Here is a 21,979-nt window from a genome sequence, read left to right as displayed (position 1 = left end):
GTTGAAGACAAGTCAATCTAAAATTTTTGTATTGACTATTACAATGTTAATCCTAGCTTTGTTTAGTTTGGTAATTAATGGATTTACAGAAGGTTTTAAGGGAAGTAGATTATCATTCTTATTTTTATTTATCTTATTCCAAATTATTTTTCATGTTTTAACGGTAGGTGTTCTACATATAAGTATATTGACTTTTTCACTATTCGCCGGAGTATCTATCGCTGGCTTTTTCAGGTTATTCGTAGGAATACAAAGTATGTATAATGAGAACTTACAATTTTTGTTCACCAGAATTGACGTAATACCATGGAAAGATTTTGTTGATTCAAATCCGATTATTTATGGGATGTTATTGAACTTTTGCTATGTGAGTTTTTTGTTTCTTTTTAGTAAGAAGAATATCACAGCTAGACTTTTAATTATTATAATAGCTCTCTTAATTTTATTTCATCTTACTTATTTCTCTCTCTCAGGAGGGATTGTTTTTTTACTTATAAATGTAGGGTTTTTTATGGCAAAATATAATCCAAAATTATTGAAACGTAATATTGCGGTCTTAATACCATGTATGACTGCTTGCTTTTTAATCGTTTTAAGTAATAGCGGAGGGGAATTTTTTTCCAATATTGATGGAGAATCTTCAAGAATTAGAAATTACAAAACTTCTCTTAATGTAATTAAAAACAGACCTGTTCTAGGATACGGTGTAGGTAATGAACTTACCACTTTACAGCAAAATAGAAGTTCAAACTCTTGGGAATTCAAAAATAAGTATCACGCACATAATCAATATTTTGAAATGCTAATAGGTGGAGGATTTATTTATCTGATAATATTTTTAACACTTCTAGGCGTATCGTTGTATCATGGGATTCTCAATCATAACTTTATTTTAATCTTCTTCTTATTAATTATCTTCTCGATAATGTTTATTGAATCTTTGTTAGTCACTCACAAAGGTTTTATCTTCGTTGCCTTTATCTGGTCATACTTATTATATCATGAGAACAATCAATCATATCTTAAAGCAGACTAAGGTTGATAGTTTAGGACGAGATATTCCTAGTACAGCGTTATGTACATTCTTGAATCCTTATTCATACAAATTATTAAGAAAATCAAAAGTGCTTATGCATTTTGATATAATTTATTTTGATGGAATATCTCTCGTTAAACTACTTCAAACATTTGGGATAAAAATTCAAAGAAATAGTTTTGATATGACATCTCTTGCCCCAAAGGTTTTTGCTAACGCTATTGCAGATCAAAAAATGATTTATATTGTTGGTTCTACCGAAATAGCAATTCAACAGTTTAGGGAAGTTATTCTAAGAACGTATCCTAATTTACCATTAAAAGGTTGGCGACATGGTTATTTTCAAAATATAAAAGAGCGACAAAAGACTCTAGAAGAGATAAAAGCATTGTCTCCTGAAATTGTTATAGCTGGTATGGGAACACCCTACCAAGAAGATTTTTTAATTGAATTAAGGAACTTGGGTTGGGAGGGCACAGGATATACTTGTGGTGGGTTTATTCATCAAACGGCTGCAGGAATTCAGTATTATCCGCAGTTTTATGATAGATACAACTTGAGATGGTTATATAGGATAATTGATGAGCCCAAATTGTTTAAACGTTACTTTTGGCATTATCCAATTGCCTTATTTCTTTTTATAAAAGATCTTATGTTTTATAAATTTCTAAAACCTAAAAACAGTTAAATGAAAATAGCAGTAATAGGAACCGGGTATGTGGGTTTGGTTACCGGCACATGTTTGGCAGAGACCGGTAATGATGTTATTTGTGTTGATATCAATGAGGAGAAAGTTCAAAAAATGCGAAATGGGCTTGTACCTATTTACGAGCCACACTTAGACACCTTATTCGATAGAAATATTAAAGCTGGAAGATTATCTTTTAGCACCAGTCTAGAAGAAGGTATCACACATGCCGACATAGTGTTTTTAGCCTTACCAACACCTGAGGATGAAAATGGATCTGCAGATCTTTCCTATGTGCTTGATGTGGCTGACAAGATTGGTCATCTGATTACAGAATATAAGGTTATTGTTGATAAAAGCACGGTGCCTGTAGGTACTGCAGAGAAAGTTCGTGATGCTATATCAAAAAATGCAAAGTGCAATTTTGATGTGGTTTCTAATCCAGAATTTTTGAGAGAAGGGTTCGCGGTAGACGATTTTTTAAAACCTGAACGTATTGTTATTGGAGCTAGTTCTAATCGAGCGATCGAAGCAATGCAAAAATTATATAAACCTTTTGTACGATCTGGTAACCCAATACTAATAATGGATGAACGATCCGCAGAACTTACTAAATACGCTGCAAATTCGTTTTTGGCTGCCAAAATTACATTTATGAATGAGATTGCAAACTATTGTGAGCTGGTGGGAGCAGATGTAGATAAGGTACGAATAGGCATGGGTACAGATTCTCGAATCGGGAAACGTTTTTTGTTTCCAGGAATTGGGTACGGTGGCTCTTGTTTTCCAAAAGATGTAAAAGCTCTACATCAATCTGGGAAAGAAGTAGATTATAACTTCCAGATTTTAAATTCTGTCATACAAGTGAATCAGAATCAAAAAGTTTCTTTGCTTCCTAAGATCAATAAGTACTTTGATAGTACACTTCGTGGAAAAACTTTAGCAGTTTGGGGCTTGGCGTTTAAACCGGAAACTGACGACATTAGAGAGGCTCCTGCATTAGACATCATTGATAATTTGTTGAAACAGGAAGTTAAGATCAAAGCTTTTGATCCGGAAGCTATGATAAATGTGGCCAAGAAATATGGTGATAAAATACATTTTGCTAAAACGATGTACGAGGCTTTAGAAAACGCTGACGGACTTATTATTTGTACCGAATGGAGTATCTTCAGGACACCTGATTTCAAAAAAATAAAGGAATTGTTAACGAATCCTGTTATCTTTGACGGCCGTAACTTGTATGATCTTATTGATATTCAAAAAGAAAATATTGATTATATTTCTATAGGCAGAAAAGCTATTTCATGAAACGCGTACTTATAACAGGAGCAGCAGGGTTTTTAGGTTCACATTTGTGCGATCGATGCATAAAAGATGGATATTATGTTATTGCCATGGATAACCTGATTACAGGTGATCTAAAAAACATAGAACATCTCTTTAGATTAAACAATTTCGAATTTCATCATCATGATGTTACAAAATTTGTTCATGTTGCTGGGCACTTAGACTATATCCTACACTTTGCTTCACCAGCAAGTCCTATCGACTATCTTAAAATTCCGATTCAGACCTTAAAAGTAGGGTCGTTAGGCACACATAACCTTCTTGGTCTTGCCAAGGATAAGAACGCTAAAATTTTGATAGCCTCTACTAGCGAAGTATATGGGGATCCACTTGTCCATCCTCAAAATGAAGATTATTTTGGTAATGTAAACACAATTGGACCAAGAGGAGTGTATGATGAGGCTAAACGGTTTCAAGAGTCAATCACCATGGCATATCACACCTATCATGGGGTAGATACACGTATTGTTAGAATTTTCAATACGTACGGTCCCAGAATGCGCTTAAATGATGGACGCGTAGTGCCCGCATTTATCGGACAAGCGTTACGTGGTGAAGATTTGACGATCTTTGGTGATGGTTTACAAACACGCTCTTTTTGTTATGTAGATGATTTGATTGAAGGTATTGTTAGATTATTACATACTGATTACGTGTATCCGGTTAATATAGGGAATCCTGACGAAATAACAATTAAAGAATTTGCCGAAGAAATCATTAAACTTACGAAGTCAAATCAAAGGGTTGTTTATAAACCCTTGCCTATAAACGATCCGTTGCAGCGTCAACCTGATATTACAAAAGCTAAAGAATTACTTGGATGGGAACCTACGATTAAAAGAGCAGAAGGTATGCGGGAAACATTAGCTTTTTTCAAAGAGTTTTCGAGTGAAGCACTTTCTAAGAGCGAACATCGTAATTTTGATAAAATATAGACTATCTAATGAAGAGTAAATCAGGAAGATATTCAGTTTATATAAAACCGCTATTCTGTTTGGTTGATTTGTTTATTTTAAATTTTACGATTTATTTTTTTAAAGTAAATATAGCGAATTATACACTTTTCTCTATATACATTACTTCTGTTTGGATAATCTTATCTATTAAAAATGAATTTTATAATACCGAACGCTATTCCAAAATAATTCAAATTCTGGCATCATTAATAAGGCAATTTTTGATATTTGCGCTTATTCTTTATGCCTTTATTGGGTTTTTCAAACAACCAGGTATCAGTAGATTTGAGATGGGGAAATATTTTATATCCATCATAATATTGGTAACTTTTTTCAAATTTTTAATTCGGTTTCTTTTATTCAAATATCGGAAAGTTTTTGGAGGCAATATTAGAAGAGTAGTTGTTATTGGAGATAATAAAAAGATAAATCAACTAATTAAATTATTTAATACAAGACAAGATTTTGGATATAAATTTCAAAAGCAGTTTTGTGTAAAAAATGAGGGTTTTGATTTAGAAGCTTGTTTTGATTATATCGTAGAAAATGAAATTGATGAGGTGTATTGCTCCATTGCAGAATTATCAAATAATCAACTTAAGGAAATTGTTAGTTTTACAGACAACAACCTCAAAATCTTAAAATTTATACCTGATAATAAAGATATTTTTACCAAAAAATTGATTTTTAATTATTACGGGTATGTGCCAGTTTTGTCATTTCGAGAGATCCCGTTAGATATCACTATTAATAAGTTTGCCAAACGCTCATTTGACATTCTATTATCTTTGCTCGTTTTAATTTTCATATTATCGTGGCTTACGCCACTCTTAGCAATTCTGATGCAATTTGAGTCCAGAGGACCAGTATTTTTTAAGCAAAAGCGAAATGGAATAGATTACAGTGAGTTTTATTGTCTCAAGTTTCGTTCAATGAAACCTAGTTCTAGTGTAAATCAAGCAACTAGAGGGGATAATAGAGTTACCAAGATAGGTAAATTTATACGTAAGACTAGTATTGATGAGTTACCACAATTTATAAATGTTCTTAAAGGTGAAATGTCTGTGGTGGGTCCAAGGCCTCATATGGTCAAACACAACGAAGAATTTTTACAACGTGTTGATAAATTTATGGTAAGGCATTTTGTTAAACCTGGAATTACTGGTTTAGCGCAGGTAAGCGGTTTTAGGGGAGAGATTGAAACTCAAAAAGACATAATAAATAGGGTGAAATATGACATTTTCTATATAGAAAATTGGTCATTATTACTGGATATTAAAATTATCGTTTTAACCGTAATGAATGCTTTGCAAGGTGAAGAAAAAGCGTATTAGATAATTAATACTAATACACAAAAATACAATACATTAAGTATATCAAATTATCAAAACCCGTTACATGAATATTTTAATACTAGGATCAGGAGGAAGAGAACATACATTTGCTTATAAAATAGCACAAAGCGAATTATGTGATAAGCTTTACGTGGCACCAGGAAATGCAGGAACGCATGAAATAGCAACCAATATCGCTATTGCAGTAACAGATTTTGAAGCCATTAAGAAATTGGTGATCGACCAAGATATTAGTATGGTGGTGGTAGGGCCAGAAGATCCTTTGGTACTCGGTATTAAAGATTATTTTGCTGCAGACGAGGCTTTAGCCAAAGTCAAAGTAATCGGACCCTCAAAAGAAGGAGCTCGATTAGAGGGCAGTAAAGAATATGCCAAAGAATTCTTGATGCGCTACAATATCCCTACAGCAGCGTATCAAAGTTTTACCGCTGCAACGGTTGCACAAGGTAAAGAGTTTTTAAAAACTTTGAATCCTCCTTACGTATTGAAAGCAGATGGTTTAGCAGCAGGAAAAGGAGTCTTAATTCTTGAAAGCCTTGAGGAAGCGCAACAAGAACTTGATAATATGTTAACCAATAAAAAATTTGGCACTGCTAGTGAAAAGGTGGTGATCGAAGAGTTTCTAGAAGGTATTGAGCTAAGCGTTTTTGTTCTAACCGATGGTAAAAATCATATTACACTGCCGACAGCAAAAGATTACAAACGAATAGGTGAAGGTGATACTGGACTTAATACCGGTGGTATGGGGGCTATTTCACCCGTTTCTTTCGCAGAAGAGGCGTTTATGAACAAAATCGAAAAGAATATCATACAACCCACGGTAGATGGTTTGGCAAAAGAGAATATTGATTACAAAGGATTTATATTTATTGGATTGATCAAAGTAGGTGATGAGCCAAAAGTGATTGAATATAATGTGCGTATGGGTGATCCTGAAACCGAAGTAGTGTTACCCAGAATCAAAAATGACTTGGTACAGTTATTAGACAGTTTAGAGAACCATACACTTGATAAATTTGTTTTAGATTTAGATACTCGAAGTGCGACAACAGTAATGACCGTTTCTGGAGGTTATCCCGAAGATTATGAAAAGAATAAGAAAATTACAGGAATTGATCAGGTTTCTGATGCGATCGTATTTCATGCAGGAACAAAACTAGTAGAGGGTAATGTCGTTACTAATGGCGGAAGGGTTTTGGCAGTAACTGCCTTGCATACTGATTTTCAAAAAGCACTTAAAAAGTCCTATAACGAAGTCGCTAAGATTAATTTTGACGGAATTTACTATCGAAAAGATCTTGGTTTTGATTTAAACTAACAACCAAAAAAGCCGTACTATCTTAAGTACGGCTTTTTTAGATTTTTGAATTACTCTTTTTAATTCAAAAAAGAATGTGCAGTTGGATCACGATCCTCTTCATTAGTATCATTAAAATGCTTTAATTGTTTCATCCAATAAACAAAAGCAACAAAGCCTATAAGCATAAATAACCAGTTTAAAATATTGGCAGCACCCCAGCTTTCTAGCTCTAATGCTCTCAACGCATCAAACGGTAGAAAAAGCACATCAACAAAAAGAGATTCAATTCCTTCAAATAAGTCTTTCATGGTATAAGTATATATTTTATAAAAAGTAAAACGTATCTTGCTTTACGTAGTCTATAATAAATGTATTTAATTAAACAGCGACATACTCTATTCTTTGTCGCACACAAAAATATAAAAAATAGTAGTGTTATCCACCTTTTTATCCAAATCTAAGCCTATTAACTTTATAGTCATCTCACTATACTTAGTTATAATGGCATTATTAGTATCAAATAAGCAAATTTTTGAAGTATCTAATAGTCAAATTTTATATTTTTTTTCGGGAATCTTTTTATGTCTAATTAGTTTAGGCCTATTTCATTGGATTCTCAAAAAAGGTAGTTTAACTGATAAAGGTACGTATGCATTACTTATGTATGTTTCTTTATTAGGTATGGTTCCTGAAGCCATAGCACACCCAGATAAAATCGTTGCGAGTAGTCTTATGTTACTTTCGTTTTCTCAAATGGTAGATATGATGAATCATACAAAAACTAAAGCTAAGATTTTTAATGCTTCCTTATGTATAGGTTTGGCAAGTATAATTTATTTTTGGAGTATCGGTTTTATAGCGTTACTTTATTTAGGAATATATTTCTTTCGCTCATCAGATTACAGAAATTGGTTTGTTCCAGGCATTGGTTTAATAACAATCTATGTTCTGGCTAATTGCTTTACACTACTTTTTTTTGACAGATTCTACATGCCAGTACAAAATGCTGTAGTATCTTATGATGTTTTTGCTAATACATTAAACGGAGCGCATTTTTTCACACTGGGTACACTTTCAATTTGTACTATATTTTTTGTAATTATCTATGCTTTACATATTTCTAACAGACCCAATGTATATAAACCCTTGATGAAATTAGTTGTTGGTTATGTACTTATAGCTAGTATTATTATAACAATATCTCCTAATAAAGATACTTCAGAATTGATATTTATTATAGCCCCCCTGGCAATTATGGGCGCAACTTACTTACAATTGATCGGTTTTAAGCTAATAAAAGAAATTCATCTTTGGTTTTTTGCTTGTTTACCATTTCTCTTCTTTTTATTTTAACCAACATGCTTTTTTTATCATTCTTAAAATGAAATGTGATTAAACAAAGGTAGAAATGCTACGCAATAATTTTAATCAGGAATTCCAAGTAAATTATAATACCTTTGCAGCGCTAGTCTGAATGTTTTGAACCCTTTTTACAATACGAGGGCAATTAATATAGTATATAACCATACCACGTCAGACGAATTTTAAAATAATAAATAATGATATTTACACAAAAAGCTAACCGAATTTTTAAGGAAGTGATAGATACTTACCATATAGTAAATACGGTTGATCAATCCTTTAAAAATCCATATCACGCTAAAAATGAGGTGATAGAGCATTTATTATATAGAAAGTGTTGGATAGATACAGTACAGTGGCATTATGAGGATATTATTAGAGACCCTAATATTGATCCAGTGGCAGCACTCAATTTAAAAAGATTGATTGACGCTTCTAATCAAGATCGAACAGACATGGTTGAATATATCGATAGCTACTTCTTAGAACAATATCAAGGAGTGACTCCCAAAGAAAATGCAACAATTAATACAGAGAGTCCAGCTTGGGGAGTAGATAGGCTGTCAATTTTGGCACTCAAAATCTATCACATGCATGAAGAAGCTACGCGTGAGGATGCTAGTACAACACACCGCGATGCTTGTCAGAAAAAACTAGACATTCTATTAGAACAACGAGTGGATTTATCTACCGCAATCGACACTCTACTTGTTGATATATCTAATGGAGATAAATATATGAAAGTCTATAAACAAATGAAGATGTATAATGATGAGGAGTTAAATCCTGTGCTACGTGGCGAAAAATAACTCTCAAATGCATGGAGATAGTAAGCATCTTTTGGTAATACGTTTGTCTGCAATGGGAGATGTAGCTATGACAGTTCCCGTTCTTAGAGTCTTACGTTCCCAATATCCAGATCTTAAAATTACAGTCCTAACACGTAAGTTTTTTGCTCCGCTATTTAATACTATACCTACTGTAGAGATATATTCTGCAGATGTTGCTGGAGCTCATAAAGGCGCCTTGGGACTTTTTAGATTAAGTAAGGAACTAAAAGGGTTAGGGATCGATGCGGTAGCCGATCTACACAATGTATTGCGATCCAATATTTTAAAATCTTTTTTTCGCTTAAGCGGAATACCAGTTGTGCAAATAGATAAGGGAAGAGAAGAAAAAAAAGCTCTTACAAGAGCTAGCAATAAAATTTTTAAGCAGTTAAAATCTACGCATCAACGCTATGCTGATGTTTTTGAGAATTTAGGGTTTCCTATTGATTTAAGTACGCATAGTTTTCCAAATAAACCTACATTAACGCCAGAAATCCATAATATACTACCAAAATCATCAAGAAAGTGGTTAGGTATTGCTCCTTTTGCTCAATATGAGAGTAAAACCTATCCTTTTGAGTTGATAGTGAAAGTAATCGCAGCCATTGATCAATCAGATACGTTTGATATATTTCTATTTGGTGGAGGAAAAAAGGAAATAGATATATTAAATGTAATAGCAAGTAAATACCCTAATGTGGTAAATATTGCTGGCAAGCTCTCATTTGATAATGAGCTACGATTAATAGCTAACCTAGATGGTATGGTGGCTATGGATAGTGGTAACGCACATCTAGCTGCTATGTATGGTGTAAAAACCCTCACAATTTGGGGAGCTACACATCCCTTTACTGGATTTGCTCCATTTGCTCAACCTATAGAGCATGCCATATTGCCTGATTTAAATAGGTATAATAGAATTCCAACATCAATTTATGGAAATAAGGTTCCACAAGGGTATGAGAAGGTAATGCATTCCATTAAACCCGAGAATATAATTTCTACTATCTACGATAAGTTATAAAAATTAGTATACTCTAATAGTGAGTATATAATACTTGATAGAAAGTAATAAAGTAGTTTTTAAAGTATTAATTAACAGGTTGTTAGGTAGTTATTATTGAATAAATATCTATTTTGGTTTTATACAAGTAACTTTTAAAACCTAATATTATGAAAAATCTTGAAAGACTAAAGCAATTTAATTACCGTACATTAGATCGTAAAGAGACTGGTGTTATAAGAGGAGGTTTTGAGTCGTGTGTAACCATTAGAGCAAATTGTTACTCTCGATGTGGAGGTGAGAATGCCTGTTATTTTAATTGTCTTACCGATGCAAATTGTCCTTTTATAGGAAGAATAAATTATGTATTATAAATTTTAGAATAAAAGGGTGTAACATATTAATTACACCCTTCTTTATATTTTAAACATCATCAAAATCAACTTTAATAGTAGCTGAGGTTGGATGTGCTTGACATGCCAAAATTAGACCTTCAGCAATTTCACCATCGGTAAGAATACTGTTTTTTTCCATAACTGCAGTACCTTCGGTAACTTTACAAATACAAGAACTGCAAACACCACCTTGACATGAATAGGGAGCATCGATATTTTTATCAAGTGCTGCATCCAAAATTGTTTTTTTCTGGTCCATTACAAAGGTAGTCTCTTCATCATCAACAAGTACTGTGATAGAGGTCTTTCCATCTAATGCTGCGTCAATTTCAGTTGAATTTGAACTTGCAGTAAATAACTCAAAATGAATGTTATCTTTGGATACTCCTTGCTCTTCTAACAGCTGCGTTACTATGGATATCATACTTTCTGGACCACACAAAAAGAAAGAGCTGATAGCTTGATCCTTAAACTTATTTTTTAAAATAAAGTTAACTGTAGATTTTTCAATACGACCAAAATGACTCCCGGGTTCTTGAGTACGACTGTAAAAAAACTCGATAAATAAACGATCTGGATTTGCGACTTGCAAAGCTAATAACTCTTTGAAAAATATGGTTTCAGCAGGAGTTCTATTACCATAAGCCAAAATAAATTTACTAGAAGGCTCATTTTCTAAAACAGCTTTAATCATACTTAAAATAGGAGTAATACCGCTGCCTGCTGCAAATGCTGCATACGTTTTTTGATTGCTAGAATCTGTGACAAGTTTAAAATTTCCTTCAGGGATATGAACGTGTAGTGAATCTCCCACCTTCAAAATATTGTTGGCATAGGCAGAGAAAGTCCCACCCTCAATTTCTTTGACAGCTACTCTCAATGCTTGGCTATTGGGAGAACTGCACAACGAATAAGCCCTTCGTATTTCTTCCCCATTTATAGAAGTCTTAAGCGTTACATACTGACCTGCGGTGAATTTAAATTTTTCTAGTAAATCTGTTGGAATTTCAAACTCAATAGAAACAGCCTTTGGAGTTTCTCTGATAATGTTCTTTACTGTAAGTTTATAAAAGTCTGACATCTTTGTAATTATATAATCCACTATTAAACTAAAGTTTTACTTCTTGATAAAAGAACATGCTGTGTTTAATAAATAGCGTAAATTTCTAACCCTAAAATTTTTGACAAAAATAATAAATGCAGAACGAGCAGTTTCAATTTGGAATGAAAATTTATACAACAGCATCATAATAATGTTTTATTAGTCAAATTGTATCAAAGATTAGAATCAAATTGACAGATCAAATAGTCCTAATAAAAATGTTGGAAGTTTCTAGTACCCTAGATAAAAAGCTATAAACAATTCACTAATTTACAATAAGAAATGTATTTTTACAGTTCTACTCACTTAAGTGAGGCAATAATTGGTTTGTGAATACAACAAATACTGTCAATTTTAGTTATTGATCATAAATACTACAGCTTTTGAAATTTAAATTTTTACAAATATTTGGCTTTGTTATTATCCTTATTACAGGATTGGCATGTTCACGTAAAAAAGATAAGTTCATAAATAGAGTGTGGCATGATGTTACAACAAAGAACAATACATTATATAATGGGCGTATTGCTTATGATCAGGGAAAAGAAGAAATCGTAAGATCGTATAATGATAATTTCTGGGAATTGTTACCTGTAGAACGGCTTACCGTAAGTGAGGATGTAAGATTACCAAACGAAGTACTTAATGAAAATTTTGACCGAGCTGAAGAGAAAGCCGTAAAAGCAATACAAAAGCATAGTATGCTTATCGATGGTAGAGAACGCAATCCAAAGATAGATGAAGCTTTTTTACTTCTGGGGAAAGCACGTTATAATGAGCAAAGATTTATACCAGCATTAGAAGCATTTAACTATATACTATATAAGTATCCTACTAGTAACACTATTAATCACGCAAAAGTTTGGAGAGCCAAAACCAATATGCGATTAGATAATAATCAAAAGGCTATTGATGATCTCAAAAAAATGATCAATGAAGAGTTTTTGGATACCGAGGATTATGCAGATGCCACAGCGATGATTGCACAAGCATTTATCAATTTAAAAAAAACTGATTCAGCTATTACGTATATTAATAAAGCAGGTGTTCACACAAAAAATAATGAATATAAAGGAAGATATTATTTTATTAAAGGTCAGTTATTAAATCAGCTTAATTACAAGGATAGTGCCAACAGTGCTTTTACACAAGTTATAGATTTAAATAGGAGAACATCCAGAGCATATCTTATCAATGCTCATATGGCACGCGCACGTAATTTTGAGTATTCGCCTAATACAAATGCGATTTTGTTAGAAGAATTAGAGAAATTAGAAAAAAATAGAGAAAACAGGCCATTTCTAGATCGTATTTTTAATCAGAAAGCGGTATACTATGCTGCTATAGACTCTATGCAATTAGCGATTGAAAATTATAATAAATCTTTGAGAACCAATTCAAAGGATACATATCTCGAATCCCTTAACTACAAAGCTTTGGGTGATATTGAGTTTGATAGTAAAGAATATGCACTTGCAGGAGCATATTATGATAGTACTTTGGAGCGGATGAATGTTAATTCAAAAAAATATCGTACGCTCAAAAAGAAAAGAGATAATCTTGATGATGTTATTTTATATGAAGGCATAGCAAAAGTGAATGATAGTATTTTAAATGTGGTTGCTATGTCGCCTTCACAAAAAACAGCATACTATTCAAAATATACCGACAGTATCAAGGCCATTGCAGTTGCCAAACTAGAAGCAGCCGAGGTTGAACGTATAAAAAGTGCTTTACCCTACGAGTCACGATATAATCCAAGAACTCCTAAAGCTGTTGGAGGTTCTAATACAGAAGGCACATTTTATTTCTATAATCCAACTACAGTTGGTTTCGGGAAAACCAGTTTCAAAAGAATGTATGGTAATCGAGAGTTGCAAGATAATTGGAGAATATCTAGTATAACAAATCCATTGAGTGTTCAAGTAGCCGAAACAGTAACTGAAGATGTATATGATATTGATCAGGATCCTCTCTACGACCCACAAACTTATATAGATCAACTCCCAACATCGACTGTTGCCATCGATAGTATAAAAAAAGAGCGCAATTTTTCATATTATCAATTAGGAATTATTTACAAAGAGAAATTTAGAGAATATGATTTGGCAATTGATAAACTTAATTTTTTACTTGAGCATCAACCCGAACAACGGTTAATAGTTCCAGCAAAATACAACCTATATAAAATTTATCAACTAAGAGAAGAAGACGCATTAGCAAATAGTATAAAAACTTCTATTATTAATGATCATGGTACTTCACGGTATGGAAAAATTTTGCAAAATCCAGAACGAGCTTTAGAACAAGATAAAGAAAGTCCCGAAGCTATATACAATCAACTGTATCTGCGTTTTAAACAACAGCAATACGATGCTGTAATTGTGCAAAGCGATAAAATGATAGCGCAATTAGACAGCGAAGAATATATACCCAAATTTGAATTATTAAAAGCTCAAGCAATAGGGCGTTATAGAGGTTTAGATGCGTACAAAAAAGCGCTTAATTATGTAGCCTTAAATTATCCGCAAAGTCCAGAAGGAAAAAAAGCGCAATCAATTTATCAAACAGCAGTACCTCAATTAGAGAATAAAATGTTTTCGCAGGATATAGAGGATCAAAATAATCATAAATTAGTTTATCCATTTTCTAACTTTGGGGATAATCAAATCACGCAATTAAAAGAAACTGTTCAAAACATCCTTAAAGAACTAAGATATGATAAAATGAAAGTATCTATAGATGTTTATAATGATAGTCAACAACTCTTAGTAATTCATACAAAAAGAAACAAATTAGGGGCCGAAGGATTAGCTGAGTTACTAAGTATTGGTAAAACAGAAAACACCACAGGAGTTGATCTTTCTAACTGGAATAGAAAAAAGAAATACTATCCTGCTATCAAAGCAGCATACTTTGTAATCGCATCACCAAATTATCGAATTCTCCAAATTCATAAAAACTTGGAGCATTATAATGAATTAGTGTCAAATCAATAATTAAAATAGAATTATCATGTTTTCAGACAACAAAAAAGGGCGAGATCATAGCGCAACGGCAGATTACTCTAAGAATCAAAATAAAATCTCAGAAGGAACCAAAATTGTTGGAGATGTAATTTCTGAAGGAGGTTTTAGAGTAGAAGGAACTATCGAAGGTACATTTAAAACAACCGGAAAAGTTGTTGTAGGTAAGTCGGGTCTTATAAAGGGAACATTAGAATGCTCTGATGCTGATTTTGAGGGTAGCTTTTCTGGGACCTTATTAGTATCAGGAACTTTGTCATTAAAACCAGATTCAGTTATTGATGGAGAGGTAACAGTAGGTAAACTTGCGGTAGAACCAGGTGCTACTTTTAACGCTTCCTGTGTTATGAAGGGTGGAGTAAAATCAATAATTAACCAAGATGAAAAAAAGCAGGAGTCAACCAAGGAGCAAGGCAAATCAGCTTAAGCAATACGCCAAATATACTACCATTGGTATCCAAATGTTAGCAATTATCGTTGGAGGTTATTATTTGGGAGTTTATATCGACGAAGCAAAAGGATTCGCTGAGCCTTTCTATGAAAAATGGATAGGGCTAGCAGCTGTATTTCTTGCGATAGCCTCAGTAATTTGGCAAGTCGTTAAAGTAAAATAGATACCTTGTGCAAATGCCACACAGATCCTTATAGCTCATTTTTAAAATTTGTTGCTACACGCATCATAAAACAAAGCGATTGACTAAACATTCAATTATAAAGAAAATCTTGCCCATTCTGGCGGGCGCAACTGTGCTGTTTACAACCCATCGCTATGTAATAGCAGATACTCTAGAACTACAGGCAAAAGATTCAATAGTAGCCCAACATATCTTTTTTTTAAGTTTAATAGTTTTAACGTTCTTTTCTACAGCTATAACATATTTGTTTTCACCCAAAAATACAGGCTTTGTCTTTTTGGGGTTATTACTAGCAAAAATGATTATCGCTTCATTTTTTGTCTACCAAATGGGATGGTTTGATAGTGTAGAATTTTGGAATGATAAACTAGTCTTTCTAGTGTGCTATTTTTTGTATACAATACTTTTAATCAAAATAATTATTCCCTTTTTAAAGCAAATTTAATCTTACTAGTAGCACATAGATACAGGTCTCATTTCTAACAATAAGCAAATGAGTCAAGGTATTAGCATTGTTAAATTGAGAATTTATTATAAAAAGCTATGTTTATTGATAATTATTAATGTACTTTTGCAGCCAAATTCAGAACTTACAAAAAACACCAGAATTTAGCAAATGAAAGTATTATATAGACCCTTCAGTTGTATAGTAGTTCTTCTACTTTTTTTTATGAGTTCAACTACCTACGCGGGATCTACTAGCGATGGAGGTACTTCGCAAGGAGGAAACCCAGTAGATACTAAAGAGGAGATTGACGCGTACATCAAACATCACTTACAAGATTCTCACGATTTCGTTTTCTATACTGATGGTGAAACCAATACACATTATGGATTTCCACTTCCTGTTATTTTATGGGATGATGGATTACAAGTATTTATGTCCTCTAAATTTCATCACGGTGAAACTGTAGCAGAGGTAAACGGAAATTACTATACCTTATATCATAGCAAAATATATAAATTAGACGGACCTGATGATGAGTTGGTGATTGACGAAGCTGGTCATCCAACAAACCCAAGACCTTTGGATTTTTCTATAACAAAGAGTGTAGTTGGGATGCTATTGGCTGGTTTATTAATGGTTTTAGCATTTTCAGCGTTGGCTAGAGGTTATAAAAAAGGACCAATTCCTACAGGTTTTGCTAGAGTTTTAGAGCCATTGGTAATTTACGTGAGAGATGAGATTGCGAGACCTAATATTGGTGAGAAAAAATATCGCAAGTATATGGGATTCCTTTTAACGGTATTCTTCTTTATCTGGATCTTGAATTTATTAGGAATGACTCCATTAGGATTCAATGTAACAGGTAACATTGCAGTAACAGTTGCGTTAGCAGTATTTACATTTTTTATAGTACAGTTTAGTGGTAACAAAGAGTACTGGAAGCATATTTTCTGGATGCCTGGCGTACCAGTTCCTATGAAAATTATTTTGATGCCCATAGAGATTTTAGGAATGTTGACAAAACCGTTTTCTTTATTGATACGTTTGTTTGCTAATATGACTGCTGGACACTTTGTGGTAATGAGTCTAATCGCATTAATGATTTTACTTAAAGCACAGTTTGGCGCCGTAGGATCAACAGGGATATCGTTAGTGTTAACGCTTTTTATAACGTTAATTGAAATATTAGTTGCATTTTTGCAAGCCTTTATTTTTACAATGTTATCAGCATTGTTTATTGGGATGGCCGTAGCCGAGCACGACCATCATTAATTAAGAATTAGAATTTGTTTAATTATATAAATCATTAGTATGTACAATTTAATTGGAGCAGGATTAATCGTAATCGGAGGAGGAATCGGATTAGGTCAAATTGGAGGAAAAGCAATGGAAGGAATTGCTCGTCAACCTGAGGCTGCTGGTAAAATCCAAACAGCAATGATTATCATCGGAGCACTTTTAGAAGGTTTAGCATTTGGTGCATTAATCTTAGGAAAATAATTCCTAGAAAGTATAAACAATTCCTGTAACGGTTGGTTGCAGGAATTGTTTAAAATTAAACAAAAGTATAAATACAAAGTATAGCAATAATGAATCTTTTACACGATTTTTCTCCCGGATTGTTTTTTATGCAAGCCATCATTTTATTGATTTTAATCTTTTTAATGAGAAAATTTGCATGGAAACCAATTCTCAATAGTTTAAATGACAGAGAAGAAGGTATTCAAGGAGCACTAGATGCTGCTGAAAATGCTAAGAAAGAATTACAAAATCTACAAGCGGATAATGAGCGTATCATTAAAGAAGCACGTGCAGAACGTGATAATATGCTTAAAGAAGCGCGCATTTTAAAAGAAACTATGCTTACCGAGGCAAAAGACGAAGCGCAACAAGAAGCTAATAAAATTGTGGCGCAAGCTCAAGAAACTATCGAAGGTGAGAAAAAAGCGGCAATAGCAGAGCTTAAGCAGCAAGTAGCAGCGATCTCAATCGAGATAGCAGAAAAGGTAGTAAGAAAAGAATTAGACAATAAAGAAAACCAAATGAATTTGGTTGATTCTATGTTGGGAGATGTTACTTTAAACTAGATTAGTTATGAGTAGAGCAGCAGTACGTTACGCAAAAGCAGTTTTAAGTCTGGCGCAAGAACAAAAAGCAACCGAAAGTATTCAACAGGATATGAATAGTATTATTGATACTATAGATGCTAACGCAGAATTGCGTATGTTGCTAAACAGTCCATTATTTAATAATGAAGTTAAGCGTGAATCTTTACGTCAGATCTTTAAAATCACAACCAATACTACACAAAATCTTTTTGATGTATTGATTGCAAACAAAAGAGTGTCTTCGTTAAAAGAAGTAGCAAAGCAATATACTACTTTGTATAACAAACTTAACAACACACAAGTAGCAACAGTCACATCGGCTGTGCCGCTTAGTGATGCTATGCGTACTAAAGTGTTGGCTAAAGTGAAAGAATTTACAGGGTACAATGCAACTATCGAGAATATCGTTGATGAAAGTATTATAGGTGGATTTATCCTACGTGTTGGAGATTTGCAGTATAATGCAAGTGTAGCAAGTAAGTTAACTTCGTTAAGAAGAGAATTGAGTAATTAAAAGTAAAACTAATAATAAGGGAATAAGTAATACAACTTGTTCTTCTAAACTATTATAAAATGGCAGAAGTGAATCCTGCTGAAGTTTCAGCAATATTAAAACAACAATTATCTGGTTTTGAAGCTACGGCTTCGCTAGAAGAGGTAGGAACGGTATTACAAGTAGGTGATGGTATCGCTCGAATCTACGGTCTATCTAATGCTCAATATGGAGAATTAGTGCAATTTGAATCTGGATTAGAGGGGATCGTTCTAAATCTTGAAGAGGATAATGTTGGGGTAGTACTTTTAGGTCCTTCTACAGAGGTTAAAGAGGGTGTTACTGTAAAACGTACACAACGAATTGCATCTATTAACGTAGGTGAAGGTATTGTAGGACGTGTAGTAGATACATTAGGTGCTCCAATTGATGGGAAAGGTCCTATCGCTGGAGAAACCTTTGAGATGCCACTAGAGCGTAAAGCTCCTGGAGTTGTGTTTCGTCAGCCAGTAACCGAGCCTTTGCAAACAGGAATTAAATCTATCGATGCGATGGTACCTGTAGGTAGAGGTCAGCGAGAGCTTGTTATTGGTGATCGTCAAACCGGTAAAACTACTGTTTGTATCGATACGATCCTTAACCAAAAAGAATTTTATGATGCTGGTGAGCCAGTATATTGTATTTATGTAGCTATAGGACAAAAAGCATCTACCGTTGCTGGTATTGCAAAAGTTCTTGAGGACAAAGGTGCTATGGCGTATACAACGATTGTAGCTGCAAATGCATCTGATCCTGCTCCAATGCAGGTATATGCTCCTTTTGCTGGTGCAGCAATCGGTGAGTATTTTAGAGATACAGGTCGTCCAGCATTAATTATATATGATGATTTATCAAAACAAGCAGTAGCATATCGTGAGGTATCTTTATTATTACGTCGTCCACCAGGACGTGAGGCATACCCTGGAGATGTTTTCTATCTTCACTCTAGATTATTAGAGCGTGCCGCAAAAGTTATTGCAGATGATACGATTGCAAAAGACATGAATGATTTACCTGATTCTTTAAAGGGTAAAGTAAAAGGTGGAGGTTCATTAACAGCATTGCCAATTATTGAAACACAGGCGGGTGACGTATCTGCATATATTCCTACGAACGTAATTTCGATTACAGATGGTCAGATATTCTTAACGTCTGATTTATTTAACTCTGGAGTTCGTCCGGCAATTAACGTAGGTATTTCGGTATCTCGAGTTGGTGGTAATGCGCAGATTAAATCCATGAAAAAAGTAGCAGGTACTTTAAAACTGGATCAGGCACAGTTTCGTGAATTAGAGGCATTTGCTAAGTTTGGATCAGACCTAGATGCGGCAACCTTAAATGTTATCGAAAAAGGAAAGCGTAATGTTGAGATCTTAAAGCAAGCTCAAAATGATCCTTTCACGGTAGAAGATCAAGTTGCAATCGTTTACGCAGGTTCTAAGAATTTGTTACGAGATGTTCCTGTAAATAAGGTAAAAGAATTTGAAAAAGATTATTTGGCATATCTTAATGCAAAGCATAGAGATAGCTTAGATCTTTTAAAAGCTGGAAAACTAACTGACGAAGTAATTGATGTTTTAGTAACGGCTTCAAAAGAGATTTCGGCAAAATATAAGAACTAATTTAGAATATTGAATTCAAAATTCAGAATTCAGAATTGATTGTTTTAAGAAATGGCAAATTTAAAAGAGTTACGTAATAGAATTACTTCTGTATCTTCAACGATGCAAATTACCAGCGCCATGAAAATGGTATCTGCTGCAAAGTTGAATAAGGCACAGTCGGCTATTACTGCGATGCGTCCTTATGCAGACAAATTAACCGAATTGCTACAAAACTTAAGTGCAGCATTGGATAATGATAATGGTAGTTCATATGCAGAGCAACGCGAAGTAAATAAAGTATTGGTGGTAGCGATTGCTTCAAACAGAGGACTGGCTGGAGCGTTTAATACAAATATTATTAAAGCTGTACGTGATATTTATACAAATCAATATGCTGGTAAGCAAGTTGATTTTATAACGATCGGTAAAAAGGTACACGATATAGTAGCCAAATCTCATACAATTGTTGCTAATAAAAGTTCTTTATATGATGATTTAACCTTTGCCAACGTAGCTGATATAGCAACCGATATTATGGATCGCTTTACCAAAGGAGACTATGATAAGGTGCTTGTAGTATACAATAAGTTTAAAAATGCAGCTTCTCAAATCGTAACAACCGAACAATTTTTACCAATTGTTCCTATCGCTAGTGAAGAGGCTACTGCCAGTGTTGATTATATTTTTGAACCGTCAAAAGAGGAAATTGTAGAGCAATTAATTCCGAAGATGCTAAAGATGCAATTGTATAAGGGAATACGAGATTCTTTTGCCTCAGAGCATGGTGCACGTATGACAGCAATGCATAAAGCTACAGATAACGCTACAGAGCTTAGAGATGCGCTTAAATTATCCTATAATAAAGCAAGACAAGCTTCTATTACTAATGAGATCTTAGAGATCGTTGGTGGTGCAGAAGCACTGAACGGATAAGTATTCATTATTCAAATACATTAAAAGCCCGCTTTATGCGGGCTTTTTTAGTTTTATAATCTATTTCACCGTAGTGAGTGTGAGGTTTTGCCGTTGCTGAAATCAACTCAGAAGTGTTAATATTGTCATAATCAACCTAACTCACCTCACCGATTGTTGTCAGTATTAGTGTAGGCTTCAAAATAAAAACTGTTTCTGTTTATATTAAATATATTTGTTACAATTAATTTTTAAAACCTTATAATATTAAAAAAACATTTTTGACCTTAGGATTAATAGTAATTGCATATACTTCTTATGCAATGAACACAAGTGAAGAATTAACCGTAGCAAAAGAAGCTAACATAGAAACCGTAGAAGAAGATGACGTTTGTACCAGAATAAATAGATATTTTGATGAACACGGAGTTCTTGTAAGAATAGAAGAAGTACCGTGCTAGATATTGTAGACAAATAATTTACAAAAAGAGGTGGATTATTTTAAAAAAAAAAATTAATATCATGACTAATCTAAAATTAATAGTTTTTATATGTGCATTCTCTTCAGGGTTATTTTCTACCGTGAAAGCCCAAAAGGAATTAAGTGGAGAAGTAACATATAACTTCATTGTTGCCAATCCAGACGGAACTACCTTTACTAATCCTTACACGCTTTATTTTGACCCACATAAATCTTTATACACAAAGAGTGGAGAGATTAGACAGCTAAAAATAAGTGATGAAAACGAATCGGAGTTTGATGCAGGCCAACAAGCTAAAACTACTATAATTAAAAGTAATAATCCTGAGCCTTATTACTATATCAACACTGAAAATAGAATATTAATTTTCAGAGAAACTGTCGCGAATAAACTTTTTATTGTCAAAGAATCTTTTACCACTATTGATTGGGTTTTACAGAAAGAGACTAAAAAGATTGGAAAATATAACTGTCAAAAAGCAATAGCGGATTATAAAGGCAGACAATGGACGGTTTGGTTTACTACAGAAATCCCGGTTACTCGCGGTCCATGGAAACTGAGAGGTCTACCTGGATTGATTTTAGAAGCGACTGAAAATCGTGACAAGTTTTCTTTTTACGCCGAAACGGTTAATTTGAATCCCGATGACCTCTTAATACAAGAAAAGTTAAAAGAACCAATAATTGATAATTTAAGTACTAATGAATCCTATGTGGGAGCGCTTAAAAGTAAGTACGACGATATCAGTGCCATGATACAAGCATCTTCGCCTAGGGGAACAAGAAGTATCGAGCACTGCGAGATATGTCCAGATCCTAAAAATTTAAGTTTAGAAGTTTATGAATAATTGAAAAT

24 protein-coding genes are annotated in these 21,979 nt (G+C 33.6%); 22 read left to right on the top strand and 2 right to left on the bottom strand.

The features are described from left to right. The first annotated feature begins 31 nt into the window (after positions 1-31). The 6 genes from ACE939_RS13060 (at position 32) to purD (ending at position 6,703) form a co-directional block, all read left to right on the top strand. Positions 32-1,036, top strand: a complete 1,005-nt coding sequence (locus ACE939_RS13060) for an O-antigen ligase family protein (RefSeq protein WP_378186034.1) — start codon at positions 32-34, stop codon at positions 1,034-1,036. Continuing rightward, entirely contained in the window at positions 1,002-1,724 is a 723-nt protein-coding gene (locus ACE939_RS13055) for a WecB/TagA/CpsF family glycosyltransferase (RefSeq protein ID WP_378186033.1), read from the top strand. Before ACE939_RS13060 ends, ACE939_RS13055 begins: the two co-directional genes overlap by 35 nt. Then, positions 1,725-3,035: a UDP-glucose dehydrogenase family protein gene (locus ACE939_RS13050; protein WP_378186032.1), complete on the top strand. Its 1,311-nt coding sequence runs from the start codon at positions 1,725-1,727 to the stop codon at positions 3,033-3,035. Next, on the top strand, positions 3,032-4,009 hold the full coding sequence (locus ACE939_RS13045) for a UDP-glucuronic acid decarboxylase family protein (RefSeq protein ID WP_378186031.1): 978 nt from the start codon (positions 3,032-3,034) through the stop codon (positions 4,007-4,009). The genes ACE939_RS13050 and ACE939_RS13045 overlap by 4 nt, the downstream gene beginning before the upstream one ends. A gap of 8 nt (positions 4,010-4,017) precedes the next feature. Next, positions 4,018-5,364 carry an exopolysaccharide biosynthesis polyprenyl glycosylphosphotransferase gene (locus ACE939_RS13040; RefSeq protein WP_378186030.1) on the top strand — a complete coding sequence of 449 codons (1,347 nt, stop codon included), beginning with the start codon at positions 4,018-4,020 and terminating at the stop codon, positions 5,362-5,364. A gap of 64 nt (positions 5,365-5,428) precedes the next feature. Then, positions 5,429-6,703: a phosphoribosylamine--glycine ligase gene (gene purD, locus ACE939_RS13035; RefSeq protein ID WP_378186029.1), complete on the top strand. Its 1,275-nt coding sequence runs from the start codon at positions 5,429-5,431 to the stop codon at positions 6,701-6,703. A gap of 59 nt (positions 6,704-6,762) precedes the next feature. On the opposite strand, the gene ACE939_RS13030 is transcribed toward purD, so the two are convergent. Next, positions 6,763-6,993 (bottom strand): uracil phosphoribosyltransferase, encoded by a 231-nt coding sequence (locus tag ACE939_RS13030; RefSeq protein ID WP_378186028.1) that lies wholly within the window; start codon positions 6,991-6,993, stop codon positions 6,763-6,765. Between the two features lie 124 nt (positions 6,994-7,117). Between ACE939_RS13030 and ACE939_RS13025 the strand changes: the two genes are divergently transcribed. The 4 genes from ACE939_RS13025 to ACE939_RS13010 all read left to right on the top strand — a co-directional run bounded on the left by ACE939_RS13025 (position 7,118) and on the right by ACE939_RS13010 (position 10,254). Further along, positions 7,118-8,038: a DUF6427 family protein gene (locus ACE939_RS13025; RefSeq protein ID WP_378186027.1), complete on the top strand. Its 921-nt coding sequence runs from the start codon at positions 7,118-7,120 to the stop codon at positions 8,036-8,038. 209 nt (positions 8,039-8,247) lie between these two features. Then, positions 8,248-8,856, top strand: coding sequence for a DUF4254 domain-containing protein (locus ACE939_RS13020; RefSeq protein WP_378188450.1), 609 nt, complete (start codon positions 8,248-8,250; stop codon positions 8,854-8,856). After that, positions 8,843-9,901, top strand: a complete 1,059-nt coding sequence (locus ACE939_RS13015) for a glycosyltransferase family 9 protein (protein WP_378186026.1) — start codon at positions 8,843-8,845, stop codon at positions 9,899-9,901. Before ACE939_RS13020 ends, ACE939_RS13015 begins: the two co-directional genes overlap by 14 nt. A 149-nt stretch (positions 9,902-10,050) precedes the next feature. Next, a complete protein-coding gene (locus tag ACE939_RS13010) occupies positions 10,051-10,254 on the top strand; it encodes a hypothetical protein (RefSeq protein WP_378186025.1) in 204 nt (67 codons plus the stop codon). A 49-nt stretch (positions 10,255-10,303) separates the two neighbouring features. Here ACE939_RS13010 and ACE939_RS13005 read toward each other — a convergent pair whose 3' ends face one another. Next, on the bottom strand, positions 10,304-11,356 hold the full coding sequence (locus ACE939_RS13005; protein ID WP_378186024.1) for a 2Fe-2S iron-sulfur cluster-binding protein: 1,053 nt from the start codon (positions 11,354-11,356) through the stop codon (positions 10,304-10,306). 404 nt (positions 11,357-11,760) lie between these two features. Here ACE939_RS13005 and ACE939_RS13000 point away from each other — a divergent pair, with 404 nt between their 5' ends. From ACE939_RS13000 to ACE939_RS12945, 12 genes are all read left to right on the top strand, one after another. Next, entirely contained in the window at positions 11,761-14,376 is a 2,616-nt protein-coding gene (locus tag ACE939_RS13000) for a tetratricopeptide repeat protein (RefSeq protein ID WP_378186023.1), read from the top strand. Between the two features lie 16 nt (positions 14,377-14,392). Then, positions 14,393-14,830, top strand: a complete 438-nt coding sequence (locus tag ACE939_RS12995) for a polymer-forming cytoskeletal protein (protein WP_378186022.1) — start codon at positions 14,393-14,395, stop codon at positions 14,828-14,830. After that, positions 14,784-15,017: an AtpZ/AtpI family protein gene (locus ACE939_RS12990; RefSeq protein ID WP_378186021.1), complete on the top strand. Its 234-nt coding sequence runs from the start codon at positions 14,784-14,786 to the stop codon at positions 15,015-15,017. Before ACE939_RS12995 ends, ACE939_RS12990 begins: the two co-directional genes overlap by 47 nt. Before the next feature lie 79 nt (positions 15,018-15,096). Beyond that, a complete protein-coding gene (locus ACE939_RS12985) occupies positions 15,097-15,483 on the top strand; it encodes a hypothetical protein (RefSeq protein WP_378186020.1) in 387 nt (128 codons plus the stop codon). A gap of 225 nt (positions 15,484-15,708) precedes the next feature. After that, positions 15,709-16,758, top strand: coding sequence for a F0F1 ATP synthase subunit A (gene atpB, locus ACE939_RS12980; protein WP_378186019.1), 1,050 nt, complete (start codon positions 15,709-15,711; stop codon positions 16,756-16,758). Between the two features lie 39 nt (positions 16,759-16,797). Further along, positions 16,798-16,986: an ATP synthase F0 subunit C gene (gene atpE, locus ACE939_RS12975; protein WP_004569351.1), complete on the top strand. Its 189-nt coding sequence runs from the start codon at positions 16,798-16,800 to the stop codon at positions 16,984-16,986. Between the two features lie 89 nt (positions 16,987-17,075). Then, entirely contained in the window at positions 17,076-17,573 is a 498-nt protein-coding gene (locus ACE939_RS12970) for a F0F1 ATP synthase subunit B (RefSeq protein ID WP_378186018.1), read from the top strand. Between the two features lie 7 nt (positions 17,574-17,580). Further along, a complete protein-coding gene (atpH, locus tag ACE939_RS12965) occupies positions 17,581-18,108 on the top strand; it encodes an ATP synthase F1 subunit delta (RefSeq protein ID WP_378186017.1) in 528 nt (175 codons plus the stop codon). 59 nt (positions 18,109-18,167) lie between these two features. Then, positions 18,168-19,748, top strand: a complete 1,581-nt coding sequence (gene atpA, locus ACE939_RS12960) for a F0F1 ATP synthase subunit alpha (protein ID WP_378186016.1) — start codon at positions 18,168-18,170, stop codon at positions 19,746-19,748. A 51-nt stretch (positions 19,749-19,799) separates the two neighbouring features. Then, positions 19,800-20,663 carry an ATP synthase F1 subunit gamma gene (gene atpG / locus ACE939_RS12955; protein WP_378186015.1) on the top strand — a complete coding sequence of 288 codons (864 nt, stop codon included), beginning with the start codon at positions 19,800-19,802 and terminating at the stop codon, positions 20,661-20,663. Positions 20,664-20,923: 260 nt separating this feature from the next. Continuing rightward, positions 20,924-21,103 (top strand): hypothetical protein, encoded by a 180-nt coding sequence (locus ACE939_RS12950; protein WP_378186014.1) that lies wholly within the window; start codon positions 20,924-20,926, stop codon positions 21,101-21,103. A gap of 61 nt (positions 21,104-21,164) precedes the next feature. Beyond that, positions 21,165-21,971 carry a GLPGLI family protein gene (locus tag ACE939_RS12945; RefSeq protein ID WP_378186013.1) on the top strand — a complete coding sequence of 269 codons (807 nt, stop codon included), beginning with the start codon at positions 21,165-21,167 and terminating at the stop codon, positions 21,969-21,971. Positions 21,972-21,979: the final 8 nt, after the last annotated feature.

Origin of the sequence: Aquimarina rhodophyticola, assembly GCF_042434915.1 — a bacterium.
GTDB lineage: Bacteria > Bacteroidota > Bacteroidia > Flavobacteriales > Flavobacteriaceae > Aquimarina.
This window is presented reverse-complemented; position numbering and strand designations above follow the sequence as displayed.

Bases quoted from the DNA above. Each gene is read 5' to 3' on its own strand.
- ACE939_RS13055 (WP_378186033.1), top strand. From the start codon at position 1,002: ATGAGAACAATCAATCATATCTTAAAGCAGACTAAGGTTGATAGTTTA.
- ACE939_RS13050 (WP_378186032.1), top strand. From the start codon at position 1,725: ATGAAAATAGCAGTAATAGGAACCGGGTATGTGGGTTTGGTTACCGGC.
- ACE939_RS13045 (WP_378186031.1), top strand. From the start codon at position 3,032: ATGAAACGCGTACTTATAACAGGAGCAGCAGGGTTTTTAGGTTCACAT.
- ACE939_RS13040 (WP_378186030.1), top strand. From the start codon at position 4,018: ATGAAGAGTAAATCAGGAAGATATTCAGTTTATATAAAACCGCTATTC.
- purD (WP_378186029.1), top strand. From the start codon at position 5,429: ATGAATATTTTAATACTAGGATCAGGAGGAAGAGAACATACATTTGCT.
- ACE939_RS13030 (WP_378186028.1), bottom strand. From the start codon at position 6,993: ATGAAAGACTTATTTGAAGGAATTGAATCTCTTTTTGTTGATGTGCTT.
- ACE939_RS13010 (WP_378186025.1), top strand. From the start codon at position 10,051: ATGAAAAATCTTGAAAGACTAAAGCAATTTAATTACCGTACATTAGAT.
- ACE939_RS13005 (WP_378186024.1), bottom strand. From the start codon at position 11,356: ATGTCAGACTTTTATAAACTTACAGTAAAGAACATTATCAGAGAAACT.
- ACE939_RS12995 (WP_378186022.1), top strand. From the start codon at position 14,393: ATGTTTTCAGACAACAAAAAAGGGCGAGATCATAGCGCAACGGCAGAT.
- ACE939_RS12990 (WP_378186021.1), top strand. From the start codon at position 14,784: ATGAAAAAAAGCAGGAGTCAACCAAGGAGCAAGGCAAATCAGCTTAAG.
- atpB (WP_378186019.1), top strand. From the start codon at position 15,709: ATGAGTTCAACTACCTACGCGGGATCTACTAGCGATGGAGGTACTTCG.
- atpE (WP_004569351.1), top strand. From the start codon at position 16,798: ATGTACAATTTAATTGGAGCAGGATTAATCGTAATCGGAGGAGGAATC.
- ACE939_RS12970 (WP_378186018.1), top strand. From the start codon at position 17,076: ATGAATCTTTTACACGATTTTTCTCCCGGATTGTTTTTTATGCAAGCC.
- atpH (WP_378186017.1), top strand. From the start codon at position 17,581: ATGAGTAGAGCAGCAGTACGTTACGCAAAAGCAGTTTTAAGTCTGGCG.
- atpA (WP_378186016.1), top strand. From the start codon at position 18,168: ATGGCAGAAGTGAATCCTGCTGAAGTTTCAGCAATATTAAAACAACAA.
- atpG (WP_378186015.1), top strand. From the start codon at position 19,800: ATGGCAAATTTAAAAGAGTTACGTAATAGAATTACTTCTGTATCTTCA.
- ACE939_RS12945 (WP_378186013.1), top strand. From the start codon at position 21,165: ATGACTAATCTAAAATTAATAGTTTTTATATGTGCATTCTCTTCAGGG.